This is a genomic window from Paenibacillus sp. MER 180 (assembly GCF_023713665.1).
GTDB lineage: Bacteria > Bacillota > Bacilli > Paenibacillales > Paenibacillaceae > Paenibacillus_B > Paenibacillus_B suaedae.
Genome location: NZ_JAMAVT010000001.1, coordinates 214,528 through 236,610, shown reverse-complemented (window position 1 = coordinate 236,610; position 22,083 = coordinate 214,528). Strand labels below are relative to the sequence as shown.

The 22,083-nt window shown below is 47.6% G+C and carries 20 protein-coding genes, 1 riboswitch and 1 other annotated feature; of the genes, 10 read left to right on the top strand and 10 right to left on the bottom strand.

Features of this window, described 5'->3' with window-relative positions; all coding sequences use genetic code 11:
• Positions 1 to 3: 3 nt before the first annotated feature.
• From M3661_RS00955 to M3661_RS00920, 8 genes are all read right to left on the bottom strand, one after another.
• On the bottom strand, positions 4 to 780 hold the full coding sequence (locus tag M3661_RS00955; RefSeq protein WP_251481377.1) for an IS4 family transposase: 777 nt from the start codon (positions 778 to 780) through the stop codon (positions 4 to 6).
• Between the two features lie 195 nt (positions 781 to 975).
• The gene (locus M3661_RS00950; protein ID WP_251481373.1) at positions 976 to 1,284 is read right to left on the bottom strand and encodes a hypothetical protein; all 309 of its coding nucleotides are present in this window, start codon (positions 1,282 to 1,284) and stop codon (positions 976 to 978) included.
• 668 nt (positions 1,285 to 1,952) lie between these two features.
• Entirely contained in the window at positions 1,953 to 3,443 is a 1,491-nt protein-coding gene (locus tag M3661_RS00945) for a peptide MFS transporter (RefSeq protein WP_251481370.1), read from the bottom strand.
• Positions 3,444 to 3,880: 437 nt separating this feature from the next.
• A complete protein-coding gene (locus M3661_RS00940) occupies positions 3,881 to 4,408 on the bottom strand; it encodes a hypothetical protein (protein ID WP_021257253.1) in 528 nt (175 codons plus the stop codon).
• A gap of 403 nt (positions 4,409 to 4,811) precedes the next feature.
• On the bottom strand, positions 4,812 to 5,807 hold the full coding sequence (locus M3661_RS00935; RefSeq protein ID WP_251481368.1) for a polyprenyl synthetase family protein: 996 nt from the start codon (positions 5,805 to 5,807) through the stop codon (positions 4,812 to 4,814).
• Entirely contained in the window at positions 5,794 to 6,246 is a 453-nt protein-coding gene (locus M3661_RS00930; RefSeq protein WP_021257251.1) for a hypothetical protein, read from the bottom strand. Before M3661_RS00930 ends, M3661_RS00935 begins: the two co-directional genes overlap by 14 nt.
• Before the next feature lie 97 nt (positions 6,247 to 6,343).
• Positions 6,344 to 8,215, bottom strand: coding sequence for an FAD-dependent oxidoreductase (locus tag M3661_RS00925; RefSeq protein WP_028533364.1), 1,872 nt, complete (start codon positions 8,213 to 8,215; stop codon positions 6,344 to 6,346).
• 192 nt (positions 8,216 to 8,407) lie between these two features.
• The gene (locus M3661_RS00920; protein ID WP_072729114.1) at positions 8,408 to 8,917 is read right to left on the bottom strand and encodes an FMN-binding protein; all 510 of its coding nucleotides are present in this window, start codon (positions 8,915 to 8,917) and stop codon (positions 8,408 to 8,410) included.
• A gap of 424 nt (positions 8,918 to 9,341) precedes the next feature.
• Between M3661_RS00920 and M3661_RS00915 the strand changes: the two genes are divergently transcribed.
• Entirely contained in the window at positions 9,342 to 10,052 is a 711-nt protein-coding gene (locus M3661_RS00915; RefSeq protein ID WP_251481365.1) for a queuosine precursor transporter, read from the top strand.
• Between the two features lie 161 nt (positions 10,053 to 10,213).
• On the opposite strand, the gene M3661_RS00910 is transcribed toward M3661_RS00915, so the two are convergent.
• The gene (locus M3661_RS00910) at positions 10,214 to 10,366 is read right to left on the bottom strand and encodes a hypothetical protein (RefSeq protein WP_175400626.1); all 153 of its coding nucleotides are present in this window, start codon (positions 10,364 to 10,366) and stop codon (positions 10,214 to 10,216) included.
• Positions 10,367 to 10,657: 291 nt separating this feature from the next.
• A riboswitch (TPP riboswitch) is annotated at positions 10,658 to 10,771 on the top strand.
• Positions 10,772 to 10,967: 196 nt separating this feature from the next.
• Between M3661_RS00910 and M3661_RS00905 the strand changes: the two genes are divergently transcribed.
• The 7 genes from M3661_RS00905 to M3661_RS00875 all read left to right on the top strand — a co-directional run bounded on the left by M3661_RS00905 (position 10,968) and on the right by M3661_RS00875 (position 16,994).
• The gene (locus tag M3661_RS00905; RefSeq protein ID WP_065293883.1) at positions 10,968 to 11,168 is read left to right on the top strand and encodes a hypothetical protein; all 201 of its coding nucleotides are present in this window, start codon (positions 10,968 to 10,970) and stop codon (positions 11,166 to 11,168) included.
• Complete coding sequence (locus M3661_RS00900; RefSeq protein ID WP_251481361.1) at positions 11,138 to 12,196, top strand: ABC transporter substrate-binding protein; 1,059 nt, start codon at positions 11,138 to 11,140, stop codon at positions 12,194 to 12,196. The genes M3661_RS00905 and M3661_RS00900 overlap by 31 nt, the downstream gene beginning before the upstream one ends.
• A 162-nt stretch (positions 12,197 to 12,358) precedes the next feature.
• Entirely contained in the window at positions 12,359 to 12,652 is a 294-nt protein-coding gene (locus tag M3661_RS00895; protein WP_065293885.1) for a thiamine-binding protein, read from the top strand.
• On the top strand, positions 12,649 to 13,416 hold the full coding sequence (locus tag M3661_RS00890; RefSeq protein WP_065293886.1) for an ABC transporter permease: 768 nt from the start codon (positions 12,649 to 12,651) through the stop codon (positions 13,414 to 13,416). The genes M3661_RS00895 and M3661_RS00890 overlap by 4 nt, the downstream gene beginning before the upstream one ends.
• A gap of 16 nt (positions 13,417 to 13,432) precedes the next feature.
• Entirely contained in the window at positions 13,433 to 14,287 is an 855-nt protein-coding gene (locus tag M3661_RS00885) for an ABC transporter ATP-binding protein (RefSeq protein ID WP_065293887.1), read from the top strand.
• A gap of 266 nt (positions 14,288 to 14,553) precedes the next feature.
• Positions 14,554 to 16,098, top strand: coding sequence for an MDR family MFS transporter (locus tag M3661_RS00880; protein WP_065293888.1), 1,545 nt, complete (start codon positions 14,554 to 14,556; stop codon positions 16,096 to 16,098).
• 95 nt (positions 16,099 to 16,193) lie between these two features.
• The gene (locus tag M3661_RS00875) at positions 16,194 to 16,994 is read left to right on the top strand and encodes a TatD family hydrolase (protein WP_251481359.1); all 801 of its coding nucleotides are present in this window, start codon (positions 16,194 to 16,196) and stop codon (positions 16,992 to 16,994) included.
• 227 nt (positions 16,995 to 17,221) lie between these two features.
• On the opposite strand, the gene M3661_RS00870 is transcribed toward M3661_RS00875, so the two are convergent.
• A complete protein-coding gene (locus tag M3661_RS00870; RefSeq protein ID WP_251481356.1) occupies positions 17,222 to 18,562 on the bottom strand; it encodes a Na+/H+ antiporter family protein in 1,341 nt (446 codons plus the stop codon).
• Between the two features lie 272 nt (positions 18,563 to 18,834).
• Between M3661_RS00870 and M3661_RS00865 the strand changes: the two genes are divergently transcribed.
• The gene (locus M3661_RS00865; RefSeq protein WP_021257235.1) at positions 18,835 to 20,121 is read left to right on the top strand and encodes an MFS transporter; all 1,287 of its coding nucleotides are present in this window, start codon (positions 18,835 to 18,837) and stop codon (positions 20,119 to 20,121) included.
• Between the two features lie 151 nt (positions 20,122 to 20,272).
• Positions 20,273 to 20,583: a binding site (T-box leader), on the top strand.
• A gap of 91 nt (positions 20,584 to 20,674) precedes the next feature.
• On the top strand, positions 20,675 to 21,940 hold the full coding sequence (gene ilvA, locus M3661_RS00860; protein WP_021257234.1) for a threonine ammonia-lyase IlvA: 1,266 nt from the start codon (positions 20,675 to 20,677) through the stop codon (positions 21,938 to 21,940).
• The last annotated feature ends 143 nt before the right edge of the window (positions 21,941 to 22,083 follow it).

Below are 22,083 nucleotides of genomic sequence, written 5' to 3'. Positions count from 1 at the left end.
GCTTTATCCAACGAAAGAAAAGCTCGATCTGCCAGCGATTTGTTCTGCAGAGATCGTTCTTAGATCCTTAACTACCCGAATTTCATGTCCATGCCCATCTTGAAACATAACGACTCTATGCCGCTCTTGGGATCGACATTGAGTTGTTCCGAGTAAACAAGTGATGTCTTTGGTAACAGAGGAATCGTTTGTTTTCTGACGACGCAAGGAATGTGGAAATACGATCTGTACATTCTCTTTCAGTCGAATGACAAAGGATTGACCTTCCGTTTTATAGCGATCAAATCGTTCGATTTTTCCGTACGCACGATCTTGCACGATAATATATGCCGAATCCGCAAGTTCCTCGCCAACAGGCCCATCATGACGGGAGCCAACTGTCTCTATCACATTCTGTGGCTGACCACTGGCAGTGTGGAAGGCAATGTGCAGCTTAATCCCAGCTCGTTCTCCATGAAATGGAGCCCAAGGCAGACGAGTCTTACCAACGGTGACCGTAGTTGAATCGATAAGCAATAATTCCTTTGGGAGCTTCAATTGACGTTTAGCCCGCCGATTGCATTTTTGAAGCACAAGATGAAATAATCTTTTGAACATCGCGAAAGGAACAGCCTTAGCTTTCTTTGAAAAAGTCGAATAATCGACTTGGGTAAGTCCACAGGTAATGGCACGGTTAGCACCGTCTCGAAAGCCATTCCATTGTTCAAAAGCAGCTTGTGTCCAGTATTGTAGTAGGGTGTAGACCGAAAATTTACGAGCTGTCTCATGGTATCCTACCAATTAAGCTACCTTCATGACTTCTTCTTCGGACAGTACGGATTGAAGTAATGACTGCAACATGGTAGAACTTTTTCATGAGGTCGCCTCGTTTCGGAAGTTTGTAGGGGTACAAACATTTTACCGAATGAGCGGCCTTTTTGCTATTTTAAAATTGTATTTTATTGGATAATCAACAGGCGTGTGTCCAAAGATATGTTATTTAACTTTAACGCCGCCTTCTTTGAGGAGTTGATTTTTTAATGAATCAGGCAAATCAATAATATCTTCATCAGTGAAATTTAAAAGTTTGAGAATTGCGTCTTTTTGATCTACAGATAGCTCTTGAGGCGCAGTAATTCCTTTGATATACCCATCCTCAAATTGTTGAACACTAACATTGTTGAGCGTAAATGTTTTAAGTGCTTCTACTTGTGATTGTGCTTTTACATTCGACGAAAAAAATGAACTGAACAAAAGGACTGTTGCAACAACTGATAAAACATATTGACGCGATAAGAATTTCAATAAAACCCCTCCTAATTTGTAAAATTGTGTATGCCGATTTTTTAGTATAATGTATATTGTAAATATTTAGGAGGTTATTTTATCAGAAGGAATTTTTTTGTATTATTTGTTCTGTGCTTTTTCCTTTTTGTTATAATGCCATTTTTACTGAGCACAGACACAACAGGCGCTGTTGCAACTCTTATCGAAATAGATCAAAATAAGAAATCACTAGTATTTATAAATAGGGAAGAAGAGCGAATTGTAATAGACAGTACTGATGAAATTGTTCACACGTTGAAGGTGAATAAAAACTATTTTATTATGTATGAAAGTCGATGGTGGTTTACAAAACCAAAACTTATCTCGGCTAAATTAATGCCCGATGATGTATGAGCTTACATATTCCTACTCTTAATATAAGCTGAGCAACCCTACTAAATTGATCGAGAGATCAGCATCTTCTCTGAATATAGTCTTTCGTAAGGATGGTTTTGTAATGTCCTACTGAAGAAGGATACACTGGTTCGATCCTACATTTACTACAAAAAACCCGCCTCATGAATGAAGGCGGGTTCAACTTTTTTATCGGTATATAACTAAATACTTCTTCGTACTAGCTAGCAGCGCTTACTTATTTGGCATTCGTAATGACTAGTTACACGATAGTGACAGTGGAGCTGCTCTGCTTACTTTACACCTTTCATGTAGCCCTGAATCTTAGGAGACAGCAAATAAAGCACCAGACTCAGCACGAGGGCCACCCCACCAATAACTCCGAAGTATAGCATCTCAGTTTCGGGCGTATAGAACTTCACAATCTGTGCGTTAATGGCTTGAGCAGCGGCGTTGGACAGGAACCATAAGCTCATGGTCTGAGCCGAGAAGGCCGCAGGTGCAAGCTTCGTGGTAGCCGAGAGGCCAACTGGCGACAAGCACAACTCTCCGAGTACAACGACGAAGTAGCTGAGGACGAGCCACAATGGGTTAACGAGCGAACCAGCACCGCCAAAGTAAGCCGGCAGTAAAATAATCAAAAAGGACAAACCAGCAAACAGCAAGCCCAGAGAGAACTTCTGCGGTACAGTCGGTTGGCGATTGCCGAGCTTAACCCACAGCCACGCAAATACAGGTGCGAATAGGATGATAAATAGTGGATTCAACGATTGAAACCAAGCCGGTGAAAGATGAATACCCGCGAAGTCCAATTGGGTACGCTTGTCCGCATAGTTAGCCAGAATCGTAGATCCTTGCTCCTGAATGGCCCAGAACATAATCGCAGCAATAAACAAAGGAATGTACGCAATGATTCGGGAACGCTCAACGGGTGTTGTTTTCGGACTGCGGTACATCACGACAAAATACAAGGTTGGAATCATTATTCCCAACACGCCAACAAGTTTGATAAAGGTGTCAAACGTAAGTGCGCCTAATAGTATCGCAATCGTAATCAAGGCAGCGAGAACAATAATGCTTACACCAAGAATGGTAAATACCTTTTTCTTCTCGGCAGGTGACAGCGGGTTAACGACGACTGTACCGGCAATACCCAAATTTTTAGGACGAGTTACTACGAAAACAATTAGACCTAGCAGCATCCCGACAGCGGCAAGACCAAAGCCAAGATGGAAATTATTCATCCCAACTGTTCCTACAACCAGAGGAGCGAGAAAGCTTCCTAGGTTAATCCCCATATAAAAAATACTGAAGCCCGCATCTCGGCGGATATCCTCTTCCTTATAAATATCTCCCACTAAACTGGATACATTGGGTTTCAACAGTCCTGTACCTAATACAATCAAGATCATAGATACAAAGAAAAGCGCGGTATTTCCCGGTATGGCCAGCACGATATGCCCGCACATAATCAAGACTCCGCCATAAAAAACCGCTTTCGACGTACCGAATATTCGGTCAGCCAACCAACCTCCAATGATTCCTGACATATATACGAGTGATCCATAAATGGACATGATGGCAAGCGCGATGTCTTCCGGTAACCCAAGTCCGCCCTGCGTCACCTCATAATACATAAAAAATACAAGGATTGCCCTCATCCCATAGTAGGAAAAACGCTCCCAGAACTCAGTGAAAAAGAGGGTGAAAAGGCCCTTAGGATGTCCAAAAAACCCTTGTTGTGGGACACTTTCTATTATCTTCTTCTTATCATAATTGGGCATAACAACTCTCCTTTGATGTCGATATCCTGCTGCAGTAATTTGTATAATAATGAGTCTAAATTAATTATAATACTTGTTGCAGTTTTACAGCAACCATCCACAGATAGCAATATAAGTAAAAATAAATATGCTTCTTCCAATATTACTATTCCACATGACTGAGGTATTCATCACTCTTTTTTTGATGCTGTTAATTGGGTGTTTTGGATGGTAACTGGAATACGCTTCAAAGCAGAGAGAAGCAAGTGTATGTAAGTGGGAATGGGATGAAGATACCTGGAGTATGGGGGAATCGGATACTCAGAAGAAAATCGTTGAACAGGTGAGCAGGACGGTTAAGCACTTCATATTCTCAAATGCTGTGGCCATTTGCTCCGAATTGTAGAGCCACATAAAACAAGAAACCCGCCTCCTTAACAATAGGGGCAGGTTTCTTGTTATTTCGTACTGGAATCACCGGACACTTCTTCGTGCTCCATTGCATATTCAAAATCATCGATATCGTAAATGGGAATCGGGATTTCGTTCGTAATCAGGCGATCTACATATTCGAACTGATCAGTAAGTAAGGGAGCCTGTTCACGTATAGCGGTAAGGATAAGTTCCGTTTCGACGGGGTCAAATGTCTCGCCATAGCGGGCGTTATCCATCGCATTGACGACAATGCAGGATACGTTGCCCTGCAAAATAAGCGGTGGACTGTGGCGCCAAGGGGCTGTCAGTGCACGTTCGATCTTCTTCTTGTTCAGCTCGCTCTCGAAGTAGGAGATGAGCTCCTCAATTTGCTGCTTGGCATATACGTCTTCCTCGGGATCAGGCATGACCTGGTCACCTTCCAGACGCATTTCGTACAGCTCGAGTATCGTCGTGTATGGAATTATATATTCGACTGGACGCGTCGGCACAGACAGTTGACCATAGACCGCCAGCATGACTGCTTCTATTACGAATTGGCGAGGCTTCATCGTCGTACCTCAACCTCCTTCATCTATGGTGTAAGTGACAGACAAGCAGCCTGTACATATTTATAATACCACCTTGCCCTAACGCACAAAAGAGTAAACGGTACAATTTGTAAACAATTGATACTAAAAAAATAGCCAAACCCTTATTTGAACAAGGATTCGGCCATTTAACGTGAGGCAAACTTTTCAGCACCGAGAAGGTTGCAGGAACCCGAAGCGTACGCTTTCGAAGCGAGTTTTGCTCTGCAAAACTTTTAGGGAGGAGCGCAGTGTAGTCGAAACTACATGAGCACCTGAAATGTTTCCACAGGAAACATACTTCGAAAGCATAAGCTCTTCGAGGGTGAGTGCAAGATTCGACGCCGAATTACTCCTCTGATATTGCTTCGTGATCAAAAGTTTACTAGTAGGTGCGGGCTTCGAAATAATGCCACAATGCCTTCAAATCCCGGTGGGCAGGATAAGAAGACAGCTGCTCCGTTATATTCCAAGCCTGCTTCATGAACTCATGACTCATTTGAAGTGCTTCATCCAATGTACCACTGCGATGAATAAGCGCAAGGGCTTCATCGAATGCATCATCTGGTGAATCTGCCTTCAACTCATGTATTTTCGCTGCGATCGATGCGTCACGCATGGCCAAAATGACCGGCAGCGTTGCATGTCCGTTCCGCAGATCGACCCCGGCAGGCTTGCCGAGTGATTCCGAAGATTGGGTGAAGTCGAGAATGTCATCTCTGACTTGGAATGCCATCCCGAGCTGATCGCCGAATGCATACAACTGATCGATTACGTGTTCATCAGCGCCTGCTGCCTTCGCACCTAGCTGCAGGCAAGTTGCCATCAAGAGTGCCGTCTTGTTGCGCGTCTTCTCCCAATACGCATCAAGCGACAGGTCGAAATTGTATTTTAACTCCAGCTGCTGATATTCACCTAGACACAGCTGCGTCGTTGTAATCGACGCCAGATCATGTGCGTAAGGCTCATGATCCTTGCCGCTAGCTGTTAGCAATTCGATGACACGGCACATAATGTAGTTGCCAATGTGAACCGCGTCATAAATGCCTGTCTTGCAGTGCAGCGCTGGCTGGCCTCGGCGCGTATCAGACTGATCCAGGATGTCGTCGTGAATAAGTGACGCTACATGAATAAGCTCGGCAGCAGAGGCAAGTCGGTAGACATCTTCGGATTCCACGTCTGTGCCGAAGCGGCTGCCTACGATTGTCATCATAGGTCTAAGACGCTTGCCTCCTGCACGGATGAGATCCAACACGCTCTTCGCGACAATGGATCGGGAGGGGACATCCGGATCGTGCAGAATAACGCGTTCCAAATCCCGATTAATTCGCCTTAGGGAGATGTTCAGCTGATCGCTCAGCGTACCGTTAAATGATGCCATAGGAAGCCACCTGCTTATAATGAGTGGACACGAAACGGCCCATTCGTTGATGAAGCATCATATCCGAGGCAGTGCCCTCGACACGGCGAATCTGGATGCGCTTGTTCGTCGTTGCCAAGTCTATAATGAGCTGCGTCATTCCGTGGCGAACGGCGAATTGATAGTACAGGCTGAGCAGGAAATCACCGTCCAACACAGCCTTGCCCGCGAGCTGTTCATCCTGCGGGACATGTTGATGTGTACGCAGTGCCTGACGAAGCAGCCAGTAGCAGCCGAGCAGCACTTGACGTTCCTGCTGCTGCATATCGTACGCATTCAGCATGCGAGCCATGTCGAGCAGCAGATGTTCATCCGTTCCAGCCGCCAATTGAATGCCGGTGATCGGCGGGAGATGCTGTGCCAGAAGGTCACTTGTTTGATTCAATAGTTGCCGATTCATGGGAACCCCCCGCTTCCCTCAGAAATAAGGAAAGTAATGTGACACGAAGTACACATTACTTTTCCAGTACACCATACCATCTATTCTTGTTGAGCAATTAATCCGTATACAGGTACCAGCGCTTCACGAACGGAATCTTCTTCCAAATGCGCTTCAGGCGTGGATACAGGTAGTAGTCCAGACCGAACGTGCTGCCGGAACCGCCGATAAGCGCGATGCCGCCGAAGAAGTACCAGAACATTTCATAAGGAGCCATACCGGACGTGTAGATCATGACGCCCATCGCAACAGTTCCGATCGATGCGATCGCTGTGAACAAGCCCAAGATCAACATAATACCGAAGATAACCTCAGCTGCAACCATGCAGCCTTGGAAGATGTAAGCCATTGCTGTATAGCCGCCATCGTTTGTATAGAACATCAAATCCATCGACCAATCGACAATGCCCTTGACGAAATCAGGCACTGGAATCGCCTTGATAGCCGTACTTGCACCTTCAACAGCGGATGCTGCTGTTTGTGCGTCAACCGTTGTATGAACTGCATCAACCGCTTGAGAAGCTGCAGTCACACCATCCATCGCCTTAGGCGGGATGAGGAACATCTGCGAAGGATCCTTCAGCAATTTCGATGCCTTCTCCCAACCTTGGGATAACCACATGAAACCGATATAGATCCGAAGCGGAACAAGCCAGAAATTCGGGGAACGCTTAGCAAAATGTCCACCGACGAAGCTGCGGCGATTCTTCACATGGAAGAATTCGTGCATCATGTAAGACCAGATCTTATGGAAGCCAAGTACTTGCAAGAAGTACACAATATTAATCATATGCTTGAAGAACATGGCCATGAAGCCAGTGAAGTGGAACATTTTCTTCGGCGTGCCGATAGCGGCTACCCCGTAGCGTCCACCGATACATACCATCGTACCGTGGAAGGTTGGCTTATACGACTTATGTGTGCCATTCTTCAAGTCAGCCACGATATTATGTGCGATAAGACCAGCAGAGTGCTCGGCGTTCTCAACCATTTGCGGTACAGGACGCTCTTCGCCTTCGGGAATATAGAAGATGTTGTCGCCGACAACATACACATTTTTGTGATCAACGGACTGCAATTTGTCATTTGTCAAAATGCGCTTGCGTCCTTGCTGCTGAACATCGAGGTTGCCTACAAGGTCAGAACCTTCGACACCAGCAGTCCAGATAACCGTGCTCGATTTGATTTCATTATCGCCAAGGACAACGGAATTCGGCGTAACGCCGGAAATCTTCGCACCTGTGATAATTTCAACTTTCATTTTGCGGAGATACTTGTCCGCTTTGTCAATGAGCTTTTGCGGCAGGATTGGCAGGATTTTCGGAGCCATATCTGCTACGACGAGGCGAACCTCAGATTCGTCCACATGGAACTCATGGCACAGCTCTTCGCGATATTCCGCCAATTCGCCGACCATTTCGACACCAGTGAAGCCGGCGCCAACAACGACGAATGTAAGCATTTGCTTGCGCAGCTCTGGATCTGAAATCTTCGTCCCGTCCATGAACATTTGACGAATTTGTTGTTTCAGTTTAACTGCATCCTCGAACGACCAGAGGGAGAAGGAATTCTCTTCTGCACCCTCGATACCGAAGAAGGATGGCTTACAACCTGTACCGATAACAAGATGGTCGTAATTGTAGGATTTCTTTCTGCCATGCAGCTTCTGTCCGTTGAAATCAATGTTCTCGATCTCATCCAGCACAACGTCTACTTTCAGACCTGCAAAGATTTGCTTCAGGTCCATTTTGATTGCTTCTTCTTCGACGCGGCATGCTGCAACCTCGTGCAGCTCCGTCATCATCGTATGGAAAGGTTTACGGTCGATGAGCGTAATGCGAATGTCTTTGTCTTTCTTCAGACGCTTCGCCAGCTTTTTCGCTGTCAGTACGCCACCATAACCGCCGCCCAATACAACGATCTCTTTCATGGTTTCACCCCGTTGTAATGCTTATTTGTCGATATTTAAAAATTGAACTATCTAATGCGAACAAGGGAGCTCCGCGAATAAAAAAGCGATATATGGCTCTCAAGCATTCATACGCTGCTTGTGCCCATTTTGCTTTCCTACTGCGGAGCTTCCGTGTTATCTCTATGTGATCAAGGAAGGAGTAGACTTATCTTACTTCGCGTTAGCCAGTGCTTCTTGAGCAAGTTTCACGAAGCTGCCAACGTGGATGGATACGCCGGATACAGCGTCTGTTTTACCTTCGTTGTTTACAGCGATCGCAGCTGGATCTTGCTTAGCGATAAGTTCTTGCTCCATTTTTTCAGCTTGCTCGTGCCATTCGGAAGAAGCACCGCCAGCTTTCATACCGTATTTGCCGTCTTGAGATTGCTTTTTCTTGGAATCTCCGCCATCTTTATGAACGCCATCCCAGTTTACAGCTGTGATTTTGCCGTCTTTAACTGTGATGTCCATTGTTTCTTTCCAACCGGATTTCTCATCGAAATCAGGAGATTCTGCATGGAAGTCGCCGTCTTTCAATGTTACTTGAGCAGCGTCTTTATTCGCTTCTGTTGATGTGTTTGTTTCAGGTTGTTTTGCAGCTTCTTCTTTCTTATCTCCACAACCAGCCAACATACCTACTACCAATACTGCGGATAGTAACAGTACAAGTTTCTTTTTCATAAAGAGTCCCCACCTTTTCTTTAGTTCAAAATTACTTTGTGAAAATTATAACTAACCGATTTACAATGTCATTTTAACATTAACTCCCTCTATTTAATGTGATATATATCACACATAAAGGGTAAATCTTTAACTAAACCAAACTTTTTCCACGACTGTTTATTAGCTGGCATTGACGATGCGGCTATGTATGACAATATATTCCCTCCATATCGCTCACAATATACGAGAGGGGCATCGGTAACGTTCATCCATCCATGTAAAATAATTGCTTCCACTTAATATAAGGGATAATTGCATCGCTGTTCAGTGATATTTTTCTATTGGCATGAACGATATGCATATGGTAAAGTTATGGCTTGCGCCTAAGCGCCGCGGTTCGTAACCATCCCGCGTAATCAAAACTAGGGAGGAATTTTATTATATGTTCAACTTTACTTGGGGCATTCTGTTCGTCCTTGCGAACTTTGCCTTCTTCTTGATTTGCTACCGGGCATTTGGCAAGTCGGGACTATATGCTTGGATTGGTGTAATGACGGTCATCGCTAATATCCAAGTTGGCAAGACGATTGAGATGTTCGGCATTGTCATGACACTTGGCAACACGGCGAATGCAACGCTGTTCTTGACAACGGATCTGTTGAATGAAAAGTTCGGCCGTAAGGAAGCGAAGCGCGCAGTGTGGTTCGGATTCTTCACGTTGATTATGACGACGATTATTATGCAGATGGCTCTTCGCTTTACGCCTGAGGCTTCTGATATGGCGCGTACGGCACAAGCATCGCTGTCGAATATTTTTGATTTGATGCCGCGCCTTGTCGTAGCAAGCTTGACCGCGTATTTCGTCAGTCAGTTCTTAGATGTGAAGCTCTTTAGTTGGGTGAAGGAACGATACCCGAAGGCAGGCCAATTGTGGATTCGAAGCAATGGTAGTACAGGAATTAGCCAAATGGCGGATTCGCTCGTATTTTGTACGATTGCGTTTGCTGGCATGGTGCCTTGGGATGTATGGTTCCAAATCTTTATTACTACTTATGTCATTAAGCTCATCATCTCGGTGTTGTCGACACCAGTTCTATATTGGGCTAGAAGCTTCCCTGTTCGTGGAGATGTGGAAGGGCAGCAAGCGAAGTAGGGAGCGCACATTGGTTGACTTAGTAAAGCGGCTCTAACTTCATTATATAAAGAAGACCCCGATACCGATATGGTGTTGGGGTCTTTTGTATATGTACTCTAGTATGGTCACCATTGTCTAGAAGCATTTTGTCTAGAAGCATTATGCCTAGAACCAGTCCGTCAATCAAGGGTGATGGCCGCAATGATAAGGAATGATTTCTGTTCGATATTGATGCGAATTCGTTGATTCGGATTCTCCAAATCCATATGAGGCAGGGAATGCTCCAGCCACAGCAGCACGAAGCAGCCAAGCAGCAGGCCGAATGCAATCACGATTTTGGCGATCGTATCATACAGACATCCTCTACGCCAAGAAATCAATGAGGTAATTATTTTGAGTTAAAATGGAAGATTGTCCCTTGTTTCACATGGAACTTTTTTCGACAGGAATCTAGTGAATATGAGCAATCTGCTGTCATAAAGCATACGAATAACGAAGTTGATGGGAGATATAAGCATTGCCCCAATGATCAGCGGACACTTTGCAATTTCTGTTTGTCACTGGACTTTCTGATGGATGAGGACTATAATTACCCGTGTAATATGGTAGCTTCGATAACTGCATATGCACGCTAGGGGTGCTGGAATTTGGCCGGCTGAGATTGTATCCCATTAAGATACCGACCCTTACACCTGATCTGGGTAATGCCAGCGTAGGAAAGACGTTGAACCGCGTCATTATTGTTATAATTAGGTTGCTTGCTTATTCGTCATGCTCTGCATGAATGTGCGCTGCTTTGGGCAGAATGGACATAATTGCTGTACGGATGAACGAATGCCGGATGACCTTATTGACGTGATTCATCGTATGATGCACATTCGCATATACGCGTAGAACGGCACACAAAGCGTCCCAGAGGGGGCGCTTTTTTTTGTGGATCTGAATCGTGTTGCAGGACGGCGGGACGGGAACTTGCTCATCCATACATATACGATCGAGCGGATCGTCCAACTGGTGAATGCGGCAGGCGTTATCGAAGCACTTTCTAAATTCATGATCGGCTCTCCACTAGTGAGGGAAGGAAGAGAAGGGGGATTCATCATATGCAACGGACACGCTTTACACGAGGGTTGATGCTGGCGCTCGTTATCATGATGACATTTGCGCTCGCTGCTTGCGGCGGCAAGGGTCAGGAAGCAGGACAAGGGAGCCAGACAGAGGGGAACACGGCACAGGAGCAAGGAACGGATAAAGCGAAGGAGAAGCGCGATGTTAAGATTGTGCTTGATTGGACGCCAAATACGAATCATACCGGCTTGTATGTAGCCAAGGAGAAGGGCTACTATGAGGAAGAAGGTCTGAATGTCGAGATATTGCAGCCGAGTACTGGCGCATCAGATGCGATGATCGCATCGGGAGAAGCGCAATTCGGTGTTAGTGTTCAGGAAAGTATTACGATGGCTCGACAACAAAATGTTCCGATCGTGTCGATTGGTGCGATCATTCAGCATAATACATCAGGCTTTGCCGCGCCGAAGGACAAGAACATCAAGTCACCTAAGGACTTTGAAGGCAAAACGTATGGCGGCTGGGGTTCTCCGGTTGAGGAGATGATTATCCGCACGATTATGGAAAAGGACGGCGGCGACTATAGCAAGCTGAAGAGCGTCAACATGGGCAATGCCGATTACTTTACAGCCGTGAAGAAGGATATTGATTTCGCGTGGATCTTTTACGCTTGGACAGGTATTGAAGCAGAGCTTCGCGGTGAGCCGATTGATATGCTGTACGTCAATCAATATGCGAAGGAACTCGACTATTATACGCCGGTTCTTTCGACAAGCGAGAAGCTGATCAAGGAAGATCCTGAATTGATTAAGGCATTCATGCGTGCTACGTCCAAGGGCTATCAATATGCGATTGACAATCCGGAAGATGCAGCCAACCTGCTGCTTAAAGCTGTGCCGGATTTGAACAAAGACCTGGTTATCGCAAGCCAGAAATGGCTCAGTCCGAAGTATAAAGACGATGCACCTCGCTGGGGCGAGCAAAAGCGTGACGTATGGGCAAATTACATGAATTGGCTCGTGGAGAACAAATTAATGGATAAGAGCATCGATGTAGACAAGGCGTTTACGAATGACTTCTTGCCAGCTTCATAAGCCTATACGGTTATAGGAATAGGCAATGGGCGCATATGCGCCCTTTTGCTGTATATCGTTACCTGTGTATATCGTTATAGGATATCGATACGAGATAATCGTCACCAAGACCGTTACAAGTTGATCATTACATGAGGATTGAGAAAGAGGAGGAGAAGCAAGATGGCGAACAGTTTAGTAAGCATTCAGATCATTCCGAAGACGAAAAATGGGGAAGACGTAATTCCCTATGTAGATCGTGCAATCGAAGTCATTCAAGCATCGGGTGTGAAATATCAGGTAAATCCACTGGAGACAACGATGGAAGGCGAACTTAGTGAACTCTTCCGTATTATTGAGGATATGAACAAGGCCATGATTGAGATGGGAAGCATCAATGTATTGTCGCAAGTAAAGATTGTGTATAAGCCTTCCGGCATTACGATGGATGAATTGACGGTGAAGTACCGGCCATGAGTGGACGTCGAATCGCGAAGATCGGTCCTCCGATCATTGCATTTATCATATTCCTCGCCATATGGCAGGCAGGAGTAATGGTGTCAGGCATTGAGAAGTGGATGCTGCCCAGTCCGCTCGATATTGTACAAGAGGCCGTAAGCAATGGTGGCGGTCTGCTTATGCATACATGGGCTTCTGTTCAATTGACGCTCATTGGTTTCTGTGTAGGCACCGCTGTCGGCCTGCTGCTGGCTTGTTCGCTTCATCCGATGCCGTGGCTGAAGCGGGCGATCTATCCGCTTGTCATAGTCAGTCAGAATATCCCGACGATTGCGCTGCTGCCGCTGCTGATGATCTGGTTCGGCTTCGGTCTCATGCCGAAGATTGTCACCATTACGCTGGTATGCTTCTTCCCCGTATGCGTGGCTACCCTGGATGGTCTTGCCCAGACAGACCGCACGATGATGAATTATATGCGTATGGCGGGCGCGAGCCGGTCGCAGCTGTTCTGGAAGCTGGAGCTGCCCCATGCACTTCCATCTGTCTTCTCAGGCTTGAAAATAGCAGGGACGTATAGCGTGATGAGTGCGATTATTTCCGAGTGGCTCGGGACGGACAAAGGGATCGGCTACTACATGGTACTGCAAAAAGCAGCCTATCGCACGGATCGCATGTTCGTGGCAATCGCAGTTGTCATTCTATTGAGCTTGGCCATGTTCGGCCTCGTATGTGCATTGGAACGGCTGCTCATTCATTGGCGCCGTGACAATAAACAGGGGTGAAGGGGGAGCGTTAAAGATGATCACAACAAACGAACAACAGCCAGTTGCCCAGCGAGATGCTGATCATGTGCATCAGCATGAGGCAGTACAGAAGCAGGCCGCTCTTGAGCTGCGTGATGTCAGCATGTCATTTGACGGTCGAGCGGGACGGCTTCATGTGCTCGATCAAGTATCCATTACGGTGCAAGCAGGAGAGTTCGTCTCAATTATTGGCCCATCCGGATCGGGGAAGAGCACACTGTTCCATCTCATTGGCGGTCTGCTTCGTCCATCAGAAGGGGATATTCTCGTCCATGGGCAGAACGTGGTTGGTCAGACAGGCCATATCAGCTATATGCCGCAGCAGCCCGCGTTGTTCCCATGGAGAACGGTGGAGGACAATGTTATCCTCGCTCCAGAAATTGCAGGCAAGCCGAAGAAGGAGGCGCGGGAGCAAGCGCGCCGCTGGCTAAGCAATGTTGGATTGACGGGTTATGAACGCTCGTATCCGCATGAGCTGTCCGGTGGCATGCAGCAGCGTGTCGCCTTCCTACGCGCAATGATGAGCCCCCATGAGCTGATGCTGCTTGATGAGCCGTTCAGTGCACTTGACGCGCTAACACGCAGTGATATGCAGCGCTGGCTCATTGACCTGTGGGAACGCAATCGCCGCTCGGTGCTGTTCATTACACACAGCATTGAGGAAGCGCTGCTGCTGTCAGATACGATATATGTACTATCCAACCGCCCCGCGCAAGTGTTAGAGCGAGTTACTGTTCCGTTCGCGCGGCCGCGAACGGAAGCGCTGGCTTCTGAGGCCGAGTTCGTCCGCATGAAGCGCGAACTGTCCGATCTGCTGCGTAGTATACAATCTTCATCTCCTATACGTTGAAGCGTGAAGCTGTCTCTTAATAAGAGGCAGCTTTTTTTGGGGAGAATATAGAGATGAGATGCAGCCCTTTCTAATCCCTTATTATCTATCCATCTCAAATCTTATATATGTATCCTGCCCGCTGCCTGGAATGACCCGCTGTTCATTTTCTGGTGGAAAAAGTTAGAGGCAAAGATTATAATTAAATCTCGTTAGACATGGATAGCCGCAACTCTGTGCATTGCTGTATAGAGATGACGGTGTGTCCTGAGGAGGAATGAATTCAAATGATTACGAAAGAAAGCAATCTGCGGATGGTCGTTGCCGGCCTGCTGCTTGGTATCCTGATGGCAGCCATGGACAATACGATTGTTGCAACGGCGATGCCAACGATTGTAGGCGAGATGGGCGGCTTTAATTTGTACGTGTGGGTGACGTCAGCCTACATGGTAGCGACAATGGCAGGGATGCCGATTTTCGGAAAGCTGTCCGACATGTATGGCCGCAAACGGTTCTATGTGTTTGGTTTGCTCGTCTTCTTGGTCGGCAGTGCGCTGTGCGGAACAGCGGACAGCATGATTCAGCTTGCAATTTACCGTGCGATTCAAGGGATTGGCGGCGGTGCCGTCATGCCGATCGCGTTTACGATTATTTTCGATGTGTTCCCGCCTGAGAAGCGGGGTAAGATGACGGGGCTATTTGGTGCGGTGTTCGGAGTATCGAGTGTGGCGGGCCCTCTGCTTGGCGCATACATTACCCAATATATCGGTTGGGAGTGGGTATTCTACATCAACTTGCCGCTTGGCCTTATCTCCCTATGGTTCATTATGCAGTTCTATAAGGAGAAGACTACGACCAAGAAGCAGCGCATTGACTGGGGCGGAGCCATTACACTCGTCGTTGCAATCGTCAGCTTTATGTTCGCGCTTGAGCTTGGAGGCAAAGAGTACGCTTGGGATTCAACAGTTATTATAAGTCTATTTGCGATATTCCTTGTGTTCTTGATCGCCTTCTTGATCATTGAGACACGGGTGCAGGAACCGATTATTTCGTTCAATCTGTTCAAGCGCCGCTTGTTTGCGGCAAGCCAGGGTGTCGGCTTCTTCTACGGGGTGTCGTTCGTGATTGCTACCGTATATATCCCGCTGTTTGTCCAGTGGGTATATGGAGGCTCGGCAACAGATAGTGGTCTCGTCTTGACACCGATGATGATCGGTTCCGTTGTGACGAGTTCGATTGCTGGTATTATGGTTGCGAAGCGCAGCTACCGCAGTTTGATGATCGTATCCGGTATTTTCTTCATCGGCGGTATGTTCGCGCTCAGTACGATTTCGACAGATACACCGCGTACGTTGTTGACGCTGTATATGGTCTTAACGGGACTTGGTGTCGGCTTCTCCTTCTCCTTGCTCAGCATGTCCTCTATGCACGGCATGGAGTTTCATCAGCGTGGCGCAGCGAACTCGACCGCTTCCTTCTCACGCTCGCTTGGGATGACGATTGGTATCACCTTGTTCGGTACGATCCAGTCGCATATGTTCCAAGGGCGTTTACAGGAGGTAATGCCTGCGGGCAGTGCAGCGATGGAGCTTAAACCCGAGACACTAATGAGCGGGCAGATGGGCGATCTTCCACCTGAAGTGGCCCGAGGTCTGACAACAGCTCTCGCGGACTCGATTGCTAGCACCTTCCAATGGGCCCTCATCCCAGTAGCATGTGCGCTTGTGTGTATTGCGCTTATGGGGAATGCTCGGATGATTCGAGGGGATCAAGGTCAGGGTCGTGGCGGAAATTCGAATGAGGCAAGTAAATTGAGAGCCGGAGAAATGTAAAGAAAGCAAGGCCGTAGCCTTTGAAGTGAATCGCCGCAGGATACTCGTCTAAGACGTGACGCCTGCGGCGTTTTTTGAGATGGGGGTTGAACACAATGAACGAATATGAAGTGCATGTTGTGGATGCACATATGCATATTGATGGATATAAGCAAGCAGCAGTCGCAGAACTGGAAGCGTCACTAAACCATCCATACTTGGATTATGTGATTGCGGTGTCTATGAATCTTGCCTCTTGCCACCACACCGAGCAATGGGCGAATCGTTATCCCGGCAAGGTACTCCCTGCATACGGATTCCATCCTGAGCAAGCACTTCCAAGTGCTGACGAGCAGGAAGGGCTGCTGGCTTGGCTTGAGCTGCATAAGAAGAGCATGATTGCCATTGGTGAGGTTGGTTTGCCGTATTATATGCGGGAGGAGTCGCAGAAGCGCGGCGACTCATTTGACCGCTTGCCCTATATAGAGCTGCTTGAATTGTTTGTAGAGCGGGCTGCTGCATGGGATTTGCCAATTGTGCTTCACGCCGTATACGATGACGCACCGATTGTCGTTGATTTACTTGAGCGATATAGTGTGCGTCGCGCGCATTTTCACTGGTTCAAAGGAGATGGGAAGACGATATCCCGCATGGCTGACAACGGTTATTTCATCTCATTTACGCCAGATATCCATTATGAAGATGAGATCCGCGCGTTGGCCAGACAGTATCCAGTGGAGCAGGTGATGACGGAAACGGATGGGCCGTGGCCATTCGAAGGGACATATACAGGCCGACATACGATGCCCATTATGGCGCGCGATGTTGCCATCGAGTGGGCTGCGCTGCAAGGTATGGACATATTGGAAGCTTCGAGGCTGCTGCGTGCGAATGCGCAGCGCTGTTACGGGGTATAAAGGTAGAAAGGACACATGTTGATGCAGCAAGCATGCTGCTTAGCTTAGTCAATAAGGATAGATGATTGTAGATAGGAATTCGCTGATTTATGTAGATGGCGTATTTATGGGTACTTAACAGGGGATTGTCCATACGAGTCAATGCTCCGACGAAGCACAGACAATCCCTTGCTTTTATGAGGTGGTGGTACCATGCAGCAGCCTGCCGCATGATGTTTTACAATCAATTACAACACCATTGCAGCAATGAAGCCTGCGACAAGCAGCGGCACATTGTAATGGAGGAAAGTTGGCACGCAGGTATCCCAAATATGATCGTGCTGCCCATCTGCGTTCAAGCCGGCCGTAGGACCAAGTGTACTGTCCGAGGCAGGTGAACCAGCATCACCCAGTGCACCTGCTGTTCCGATAAGGGCAACAGTGGCTAGCGGGCTGAATCCTAGTCCGATGCACAGCGGCACGAATACAGTGGCGATAATCGGAATGGTGGAGAATGAGGAACCGATGCCAAGTGTAACAAGCAGACCGATCGCAAGCATTAACAGCGCAGCTATTGCTCGGTTGTCGCCAACTGCCTCCACTGAAGCCCGCACAAGTGTCTCAATATGTCCCGTATCTCGCAGTACAGCGCCGAAGCCAGAGGCTGACATCATGACGAAGCCAATATAGGCCATCGACCGCATGCCGTCTGTTAGGACACGATCTGCTCTGCTCCATGGAATGACACGTGATAGGATGAGGATTGCCAATCCGGCTGCCGCCCCATAGATCATAGATCCCGTGCTGAGCTGTACCGTCAGCATTGCCGCGATAGCAGCGAGTCCTGACCAAGCTGCCCACTTGTTTGTCACTCCGTCTTGACCTGGAATGGGAGAAGATCCAGACTGCGTTGTTCCTTCTATTGTTGTGTATTGACGTGGCTTGCGATAAGAGATTGCAAGTGAGACAATAAGTCCGATCACCATACCAACAGCCGGAATCAGCATGGCTCGTGGGAGCAGTGATGCATCGACTGCAAGGCCATTCTTGGTTATATTGCCTGCTACGGTGTCGTGGAAGATTGCCCCGAATCCAACAGGCAGAAGCATGTATGGTGTAATAAGACCGAATGTAAGCGCGCATGCAACGGCTCTCCGATCGATGTGCAGTGAATTGAACAGCACGAGCAGCGGTGGAATGAGCACGGGAATGAAGGCGATATGCACGGGAACAGCATTTTGCGACATGCAAGCAATGAGTGCAATGGCGGCCAACACGAGATACCGTGCAGCGGCACGAGGAGCCTTCGTGCTATCCTTTCCCTGTACTAAGCTTACCGCGCCGCGCACCAGCTTGTCCGGCAATCCTGTTTCCGTCAAGCCAGCGGCGAATGCCCCCAGCAGTGCGTAGCTTAGAGCAATTCCGGCATTGTCTTTCAGTCCTTCTCCGAAGACATCGAGTACGCGAGATATGCTAAGGCCTCCTGCTAGCCCGCCTACAACAGTAGCTGTCAGCATCGCAAGTACAACATGTACGCGAAGCATACTTAATCCGAATAATATTGCCAATGATAGTAGTACTGCATTCATCGTCTGATGCCACCTTTATTTCAACTTTACGTTTGCGTCACTATGATACCTAATTAAAACATTACCACTTTACCATGGCAACGTACAATCATTTCCTGTAGCGCTCAACCTCTTTGTATTTTTAACGTACGATGTGTTCTTTACAAAAATTACTAATAATATCCGTCTTCGAACTGATGTGATCTTTGCCTGATTACTATACACTAATAAAGTTCATGTCAAATTAGAGATAAATGAACTGCTATTTGTTATATGTGGAGGGAGAGTTGTCTATGACTCATGCACAATCTGGGAATGTACAGTCGGGCGAGAACAAGTCCGTCTTTAGTTTGTTCCGCAATCGCTTTGTCCAAGCGATTATGGTTGCGGGTCTATTTATGCAAATTGGGGTATGGGTACGGAACTTTGCTGTCCTTTTGTTTGTCATGGAAATGACGAATGGAGATCCGTTCGCCGTCTCAATGGTATCCGTAGCTGAGTTTGCGCCTATCTTTATTTTTTCCTTTATCGGAGGAACATTCGCAGACCGGTGGCGTCCAAAGCGGACCATGATATGGTGTGACTTCCTAAGTGCTTTGTCTGTGTTCGCCGTGATGTGGACGATCGTCTTAGGAGATTGGCATGCCGTTTTCTTCACGACCTTTATTTCAGCTATTTTGTCTCAATTCTCGCAGCCTTCATCCATGAAGCTGTTCAAGCAGCACGTACCAGAGGAGATGCTGCAGGCCGGCATGTCGATATTCCAGACGATGGTCGCCTTGTTCATGGTTCTAGGTCCGGCAATCGGCACGACCATCTTCCAACATTATGGGATACAAGTGTCGCTTGTGATTACAGGGATTGCGTTCATTCTGTCAGCAGTAGCACTGCTGTTCCTTCCTGCTGATCATGCAGAGGACAAAGAGAAGCATAAGCAAACGAATGTGGCGCAGGAACTGGCGGCAGGCTTCCGCTATGTCATGAAGAGTCGCCTATTGAAGCCGCTTGGCGGTTGTTTTGCTTTTGCTGGATTGGCAATTGGATTGATTCAACCGATGGGTGCCTTCCTTGTAACTGAACGGCTTGGGTTGCCGAAGGAGAATCTTAGTTACTTGGTGATGGTTAACGGCGGTGCAATGCTTATTGGCGGTGCGCTAGCCATGGGCATTTCGAAGAAGCTGCTTCCGCAGCACATGCTGGCTGTCGGGATGCTGATGAGCAGCGGAGGCATGCTGATGGCAGGCCTCTCTACGCAGTTGTGGCTGACGCTGGTTGCTCAGTTCATCAGTGGATTGTTCTTGCCTTGCATTCAAATCGGGATTAACACGATGATTTTGCAAAATACTGAAGGTGATTTCATCGGTCGCGTTAATGGTATTCTTAGCCCGATGTTCACGGGTGCCATGGTACTGACGATGTCATTATCAGGAGGTATTAAGCAGCTTACTTCTATTGTATTTATATATGAGGTAGCAACCGTGCTCTTCATATTGGGTATTCTCGTGATGCTTCCAATCTTGCTTACGCGCAAGCCATCACCGAATGATTCGCTTCAGCGGACGACAGGTACGGAAGGCTAATGCTTTTCAATACGAGAGATGCTGATTCTATTTGTCCGTAACAGACATACACGAATCTTGCTCGAATAGAATATCGGAACAACTGCGGCGGCCCATTGACATTGGGTACGCCGCGTGTTCATAATATAGGGATAATAGTTGTAAGACAGGTCAACAATTGATGACGAGAACGAGTACGCTATGAAGCAGTCTGAAGAGAGTCGACGGGTGGTGCGAGTCGATGGCTGACATGGCCGAATATCCTCTCCGAGATTCCCTGCTGAATGCGAACTGTGCGCCTCCTATTCTTTGGGGTTGCGGGGCACAGATGTGTGAGTAAGCAAGGACGGCAGTTCCACCGTTACCCGGATTCGCGATGAATACGCGGCCAAGCGCTGCAGCAGAACAGGTCGATTTCCGAAGAGGGAGCGATGTACAGCTGCAGAACAAGGGTGGTACCACGAGCTCAAACTCGTCCCTTCTTAGGGATGAGTTTTTTCTATTTGTAGAGGTTGTACTTTCATTATCACTGTGTACAAAATACGTATATTCGATCGAAAGCGAGGAACCGACAATGGAAACGACCCAAGCAGCACCTGCAGTTACTATGGAACATATCGTTCGTGCACATCACGTGCTCAAAGAAGTCATCGTTCGGACACCGCTTCAGCGTGACCCCATATTGTCCGCTAAGTATGACTGCAACGTGTACTTGAAGCGTGAGGATTTGCAGATTGTCCGCTCATTCAAGATTCGCGGCGCCTATAACATGATTCGCCACCTGACGGAGGAGGAGCTTGAGCGCGGTATTGTCTGTGCAAGCGCAGGCAACCATGCGCAGGGAGTCGCCTATTCCTGCCAAGCACTGCAAATTCAAGGCACGATCGTAATGCCGAGCACGACGCCAAGCCAGAAAGTAACGCAGGTGAAGCGTTTCGGTGGATCATATGTCAATGTCGTGCTGACTGGGGATACGTATGACGATGCGTACGAGGCAGCTATGAACATCTGTGACGAGAAGGGCAGTACGTTCATCCATCCGTTCGATGATCCTTATATCGTGGCGGGCAACGGAACGGTAGGCATGGAGATTATGGAGTCGCTGGAAGGCGCGGCAGACTATGTGTTCGTAACGATTGGCGGTGGCGGCTTGGCGGCGGGGGTAAGCACCTATGTGAAGACCGTTAGTCCAACAACTCGCATCATCGGTGTGGAGCCAGAGGGAGCAGCGTCGATGACTGCTGCATTGGAACGCAAGGAAGTACTTACGCTGGATACGATCGATAAGTTCGTCGATGGCGCTGCGGTCAAGCGGGTTGGACAATTGCCTTATGAAATTTGCTCGAATCTGCTGGATGATGTGATTCAGGTACCGGAAGGCAAGGCCTGTACGACAATTCTTCAGTTGTATAACGAGAATGCGATTGTAGTTGAACCCGCGGGCTCCCTGCCGATTGCAGCCTTGGATCTGTATCGAGAACAGATTCGCGGTAAAAATATCGTATGTGTTATTAGCGGAGGCAACAACGATATTGATCGCATGCAGGAAATTAAAGAGCGTTCTCTCATTTATGAAGGCCTGAAATACTACTTCACGGTGAACTTCCCGCAGCGGGCAGGAGCTCTCCGTGAGTTCTTGCAGGATGTGCTCGGTCCGAACGATGATATTACGCGCTTCGAGTATAATAAGAAGCATAACAAGGACAATGGGTCTGCGCTTGTCGGCATTGAGCTGAAGTATAAGGAAGATTATGAGCCGCTCATTGAGCGGATGAACAAGAGGGGCATCCAATACATTGAGGTGAACAAAGACAAGACGCTGTTCGATCTTCTGGTGTAATCGGATAGTACTTGGATGATAGAAGTGTTCGAGGGTTCAAGTTTGCACTCGCAGTACGCGAGGAGTGGACAATCGGTGTTGAACTCGCTGGACGATACGGGTATATTTATTAACAAAGTGTGTTAGGGCAAAGAAAGGTTGAT

Bases quoted from the DNA above. Each gene is read 5' to 3' on its own strand.
- M3661_RS00945 (WP_251481370.1), bottom strand. From the start codon at position 3,443: ATGCCCAATTATGATAAGAAGAAGATAATAGAAAGTGTCCCACAACAA.
- M3661_RS00940 (WP_021257253.1), bottom strand. From the start codon at position 4,408: ATGAAGCCTCGCCAATTCGTAATAGAAGCAGTCATGCTGGCGGTCTAT.
- M3661_RS00935 (WP_251481368.1), bottom strand. From the start codon at position 5,807: ATGGCATCATTTAACGGTACGCTGAGCGATCAGCTGAACATCTCCCTA.
- M3661_RS00930 (WP_021257251.1), bottom strand. From the start codon at position 6,246: ATGAATCGGCAACTATTGAATCAAACAAGTGACCTTCTGGCACAGCAT.
- M3661_RS00925 (WP_028533364.1), bottom strand. From the start codon at position 8,215: ATGAAAGAGATCGTTGTATTGGGCGGCGGTTATGGTGGCGTACTGACA.
- M3661_RS00920 (WP_072729114.1), bottom strand. From the start codon at position 8,917: ATGAAAAAGAAACTTGTACTGTTACTATCCGCAGTATTGGTAGTAGGT.
- M3661_RS00915 (WP_251481365.1), top strand. From the start codon at position 9,342: ATGTTCAACTTTACTTGGGGCATTCTGTTCGTCCTTGCGAACTTTGCC.
- M3661_RS00900 (WP_251481361.1), top strand. From the start codon at position 11,138: ATGCAACGGACACGCTTTACACGAGGGTTGATGCTGGCGCTCGTTATC.
- M3661_RS00895 (WP_065293885.1), top strand. From the start codon at position 12,359: ATGGCGAACAGTTTAGTAAGCATTCAGATCATTCCGAAGACGAAAAAT.
- M3661_RS00890 (WP_065293886.1), top strand. From the start codon at position 12,649: ATGAGTGGACGTCGAATCGCGAAGATCGGTCCTCCGATCATTGCATTT.
- M3661_RS00885 (WP_065293887.1), top strand. From the start codon at position 13,433: ATGATCACAACAAACGAACAACAGCCAGTTGCCCAGCGAGATGCTGAT.
- M3661_RS00880 (WP_065293888.1), top strand. From the start codon at position 14,554: ATGATTACGAAAGAAAGCAATCTGCGGATGGTCGTTGCCGGCCTGCTG.
- M3661_RS00875 (WP_251481359.1), top strand. From the start codon at position 16,194: ATGAACGAATATGAAGTGCATGTTGTGGATGCACATATGCATATTGAT.
- M3661_RS00870 (WP_251481356.1), bottom strand. From the start codon at position 18,562: ATGAATGCAGTACTACTATCATTGGCAATATTATTCGGATTAAGTATG.
- M3661_RS00865 (WP_021257235.1), top strand. From the start codon at position 18,835: ATGACTCATGCACAATCTGGGAATGTACAGTCGGGCGAGAACAAGTCC.
- ilvA (WP_021257234.1), top strand. From the start codon at position 20,675: ATGGAAACGACCCAAGCAGCACCTGCAGTTACTATGGAACATATCGTT.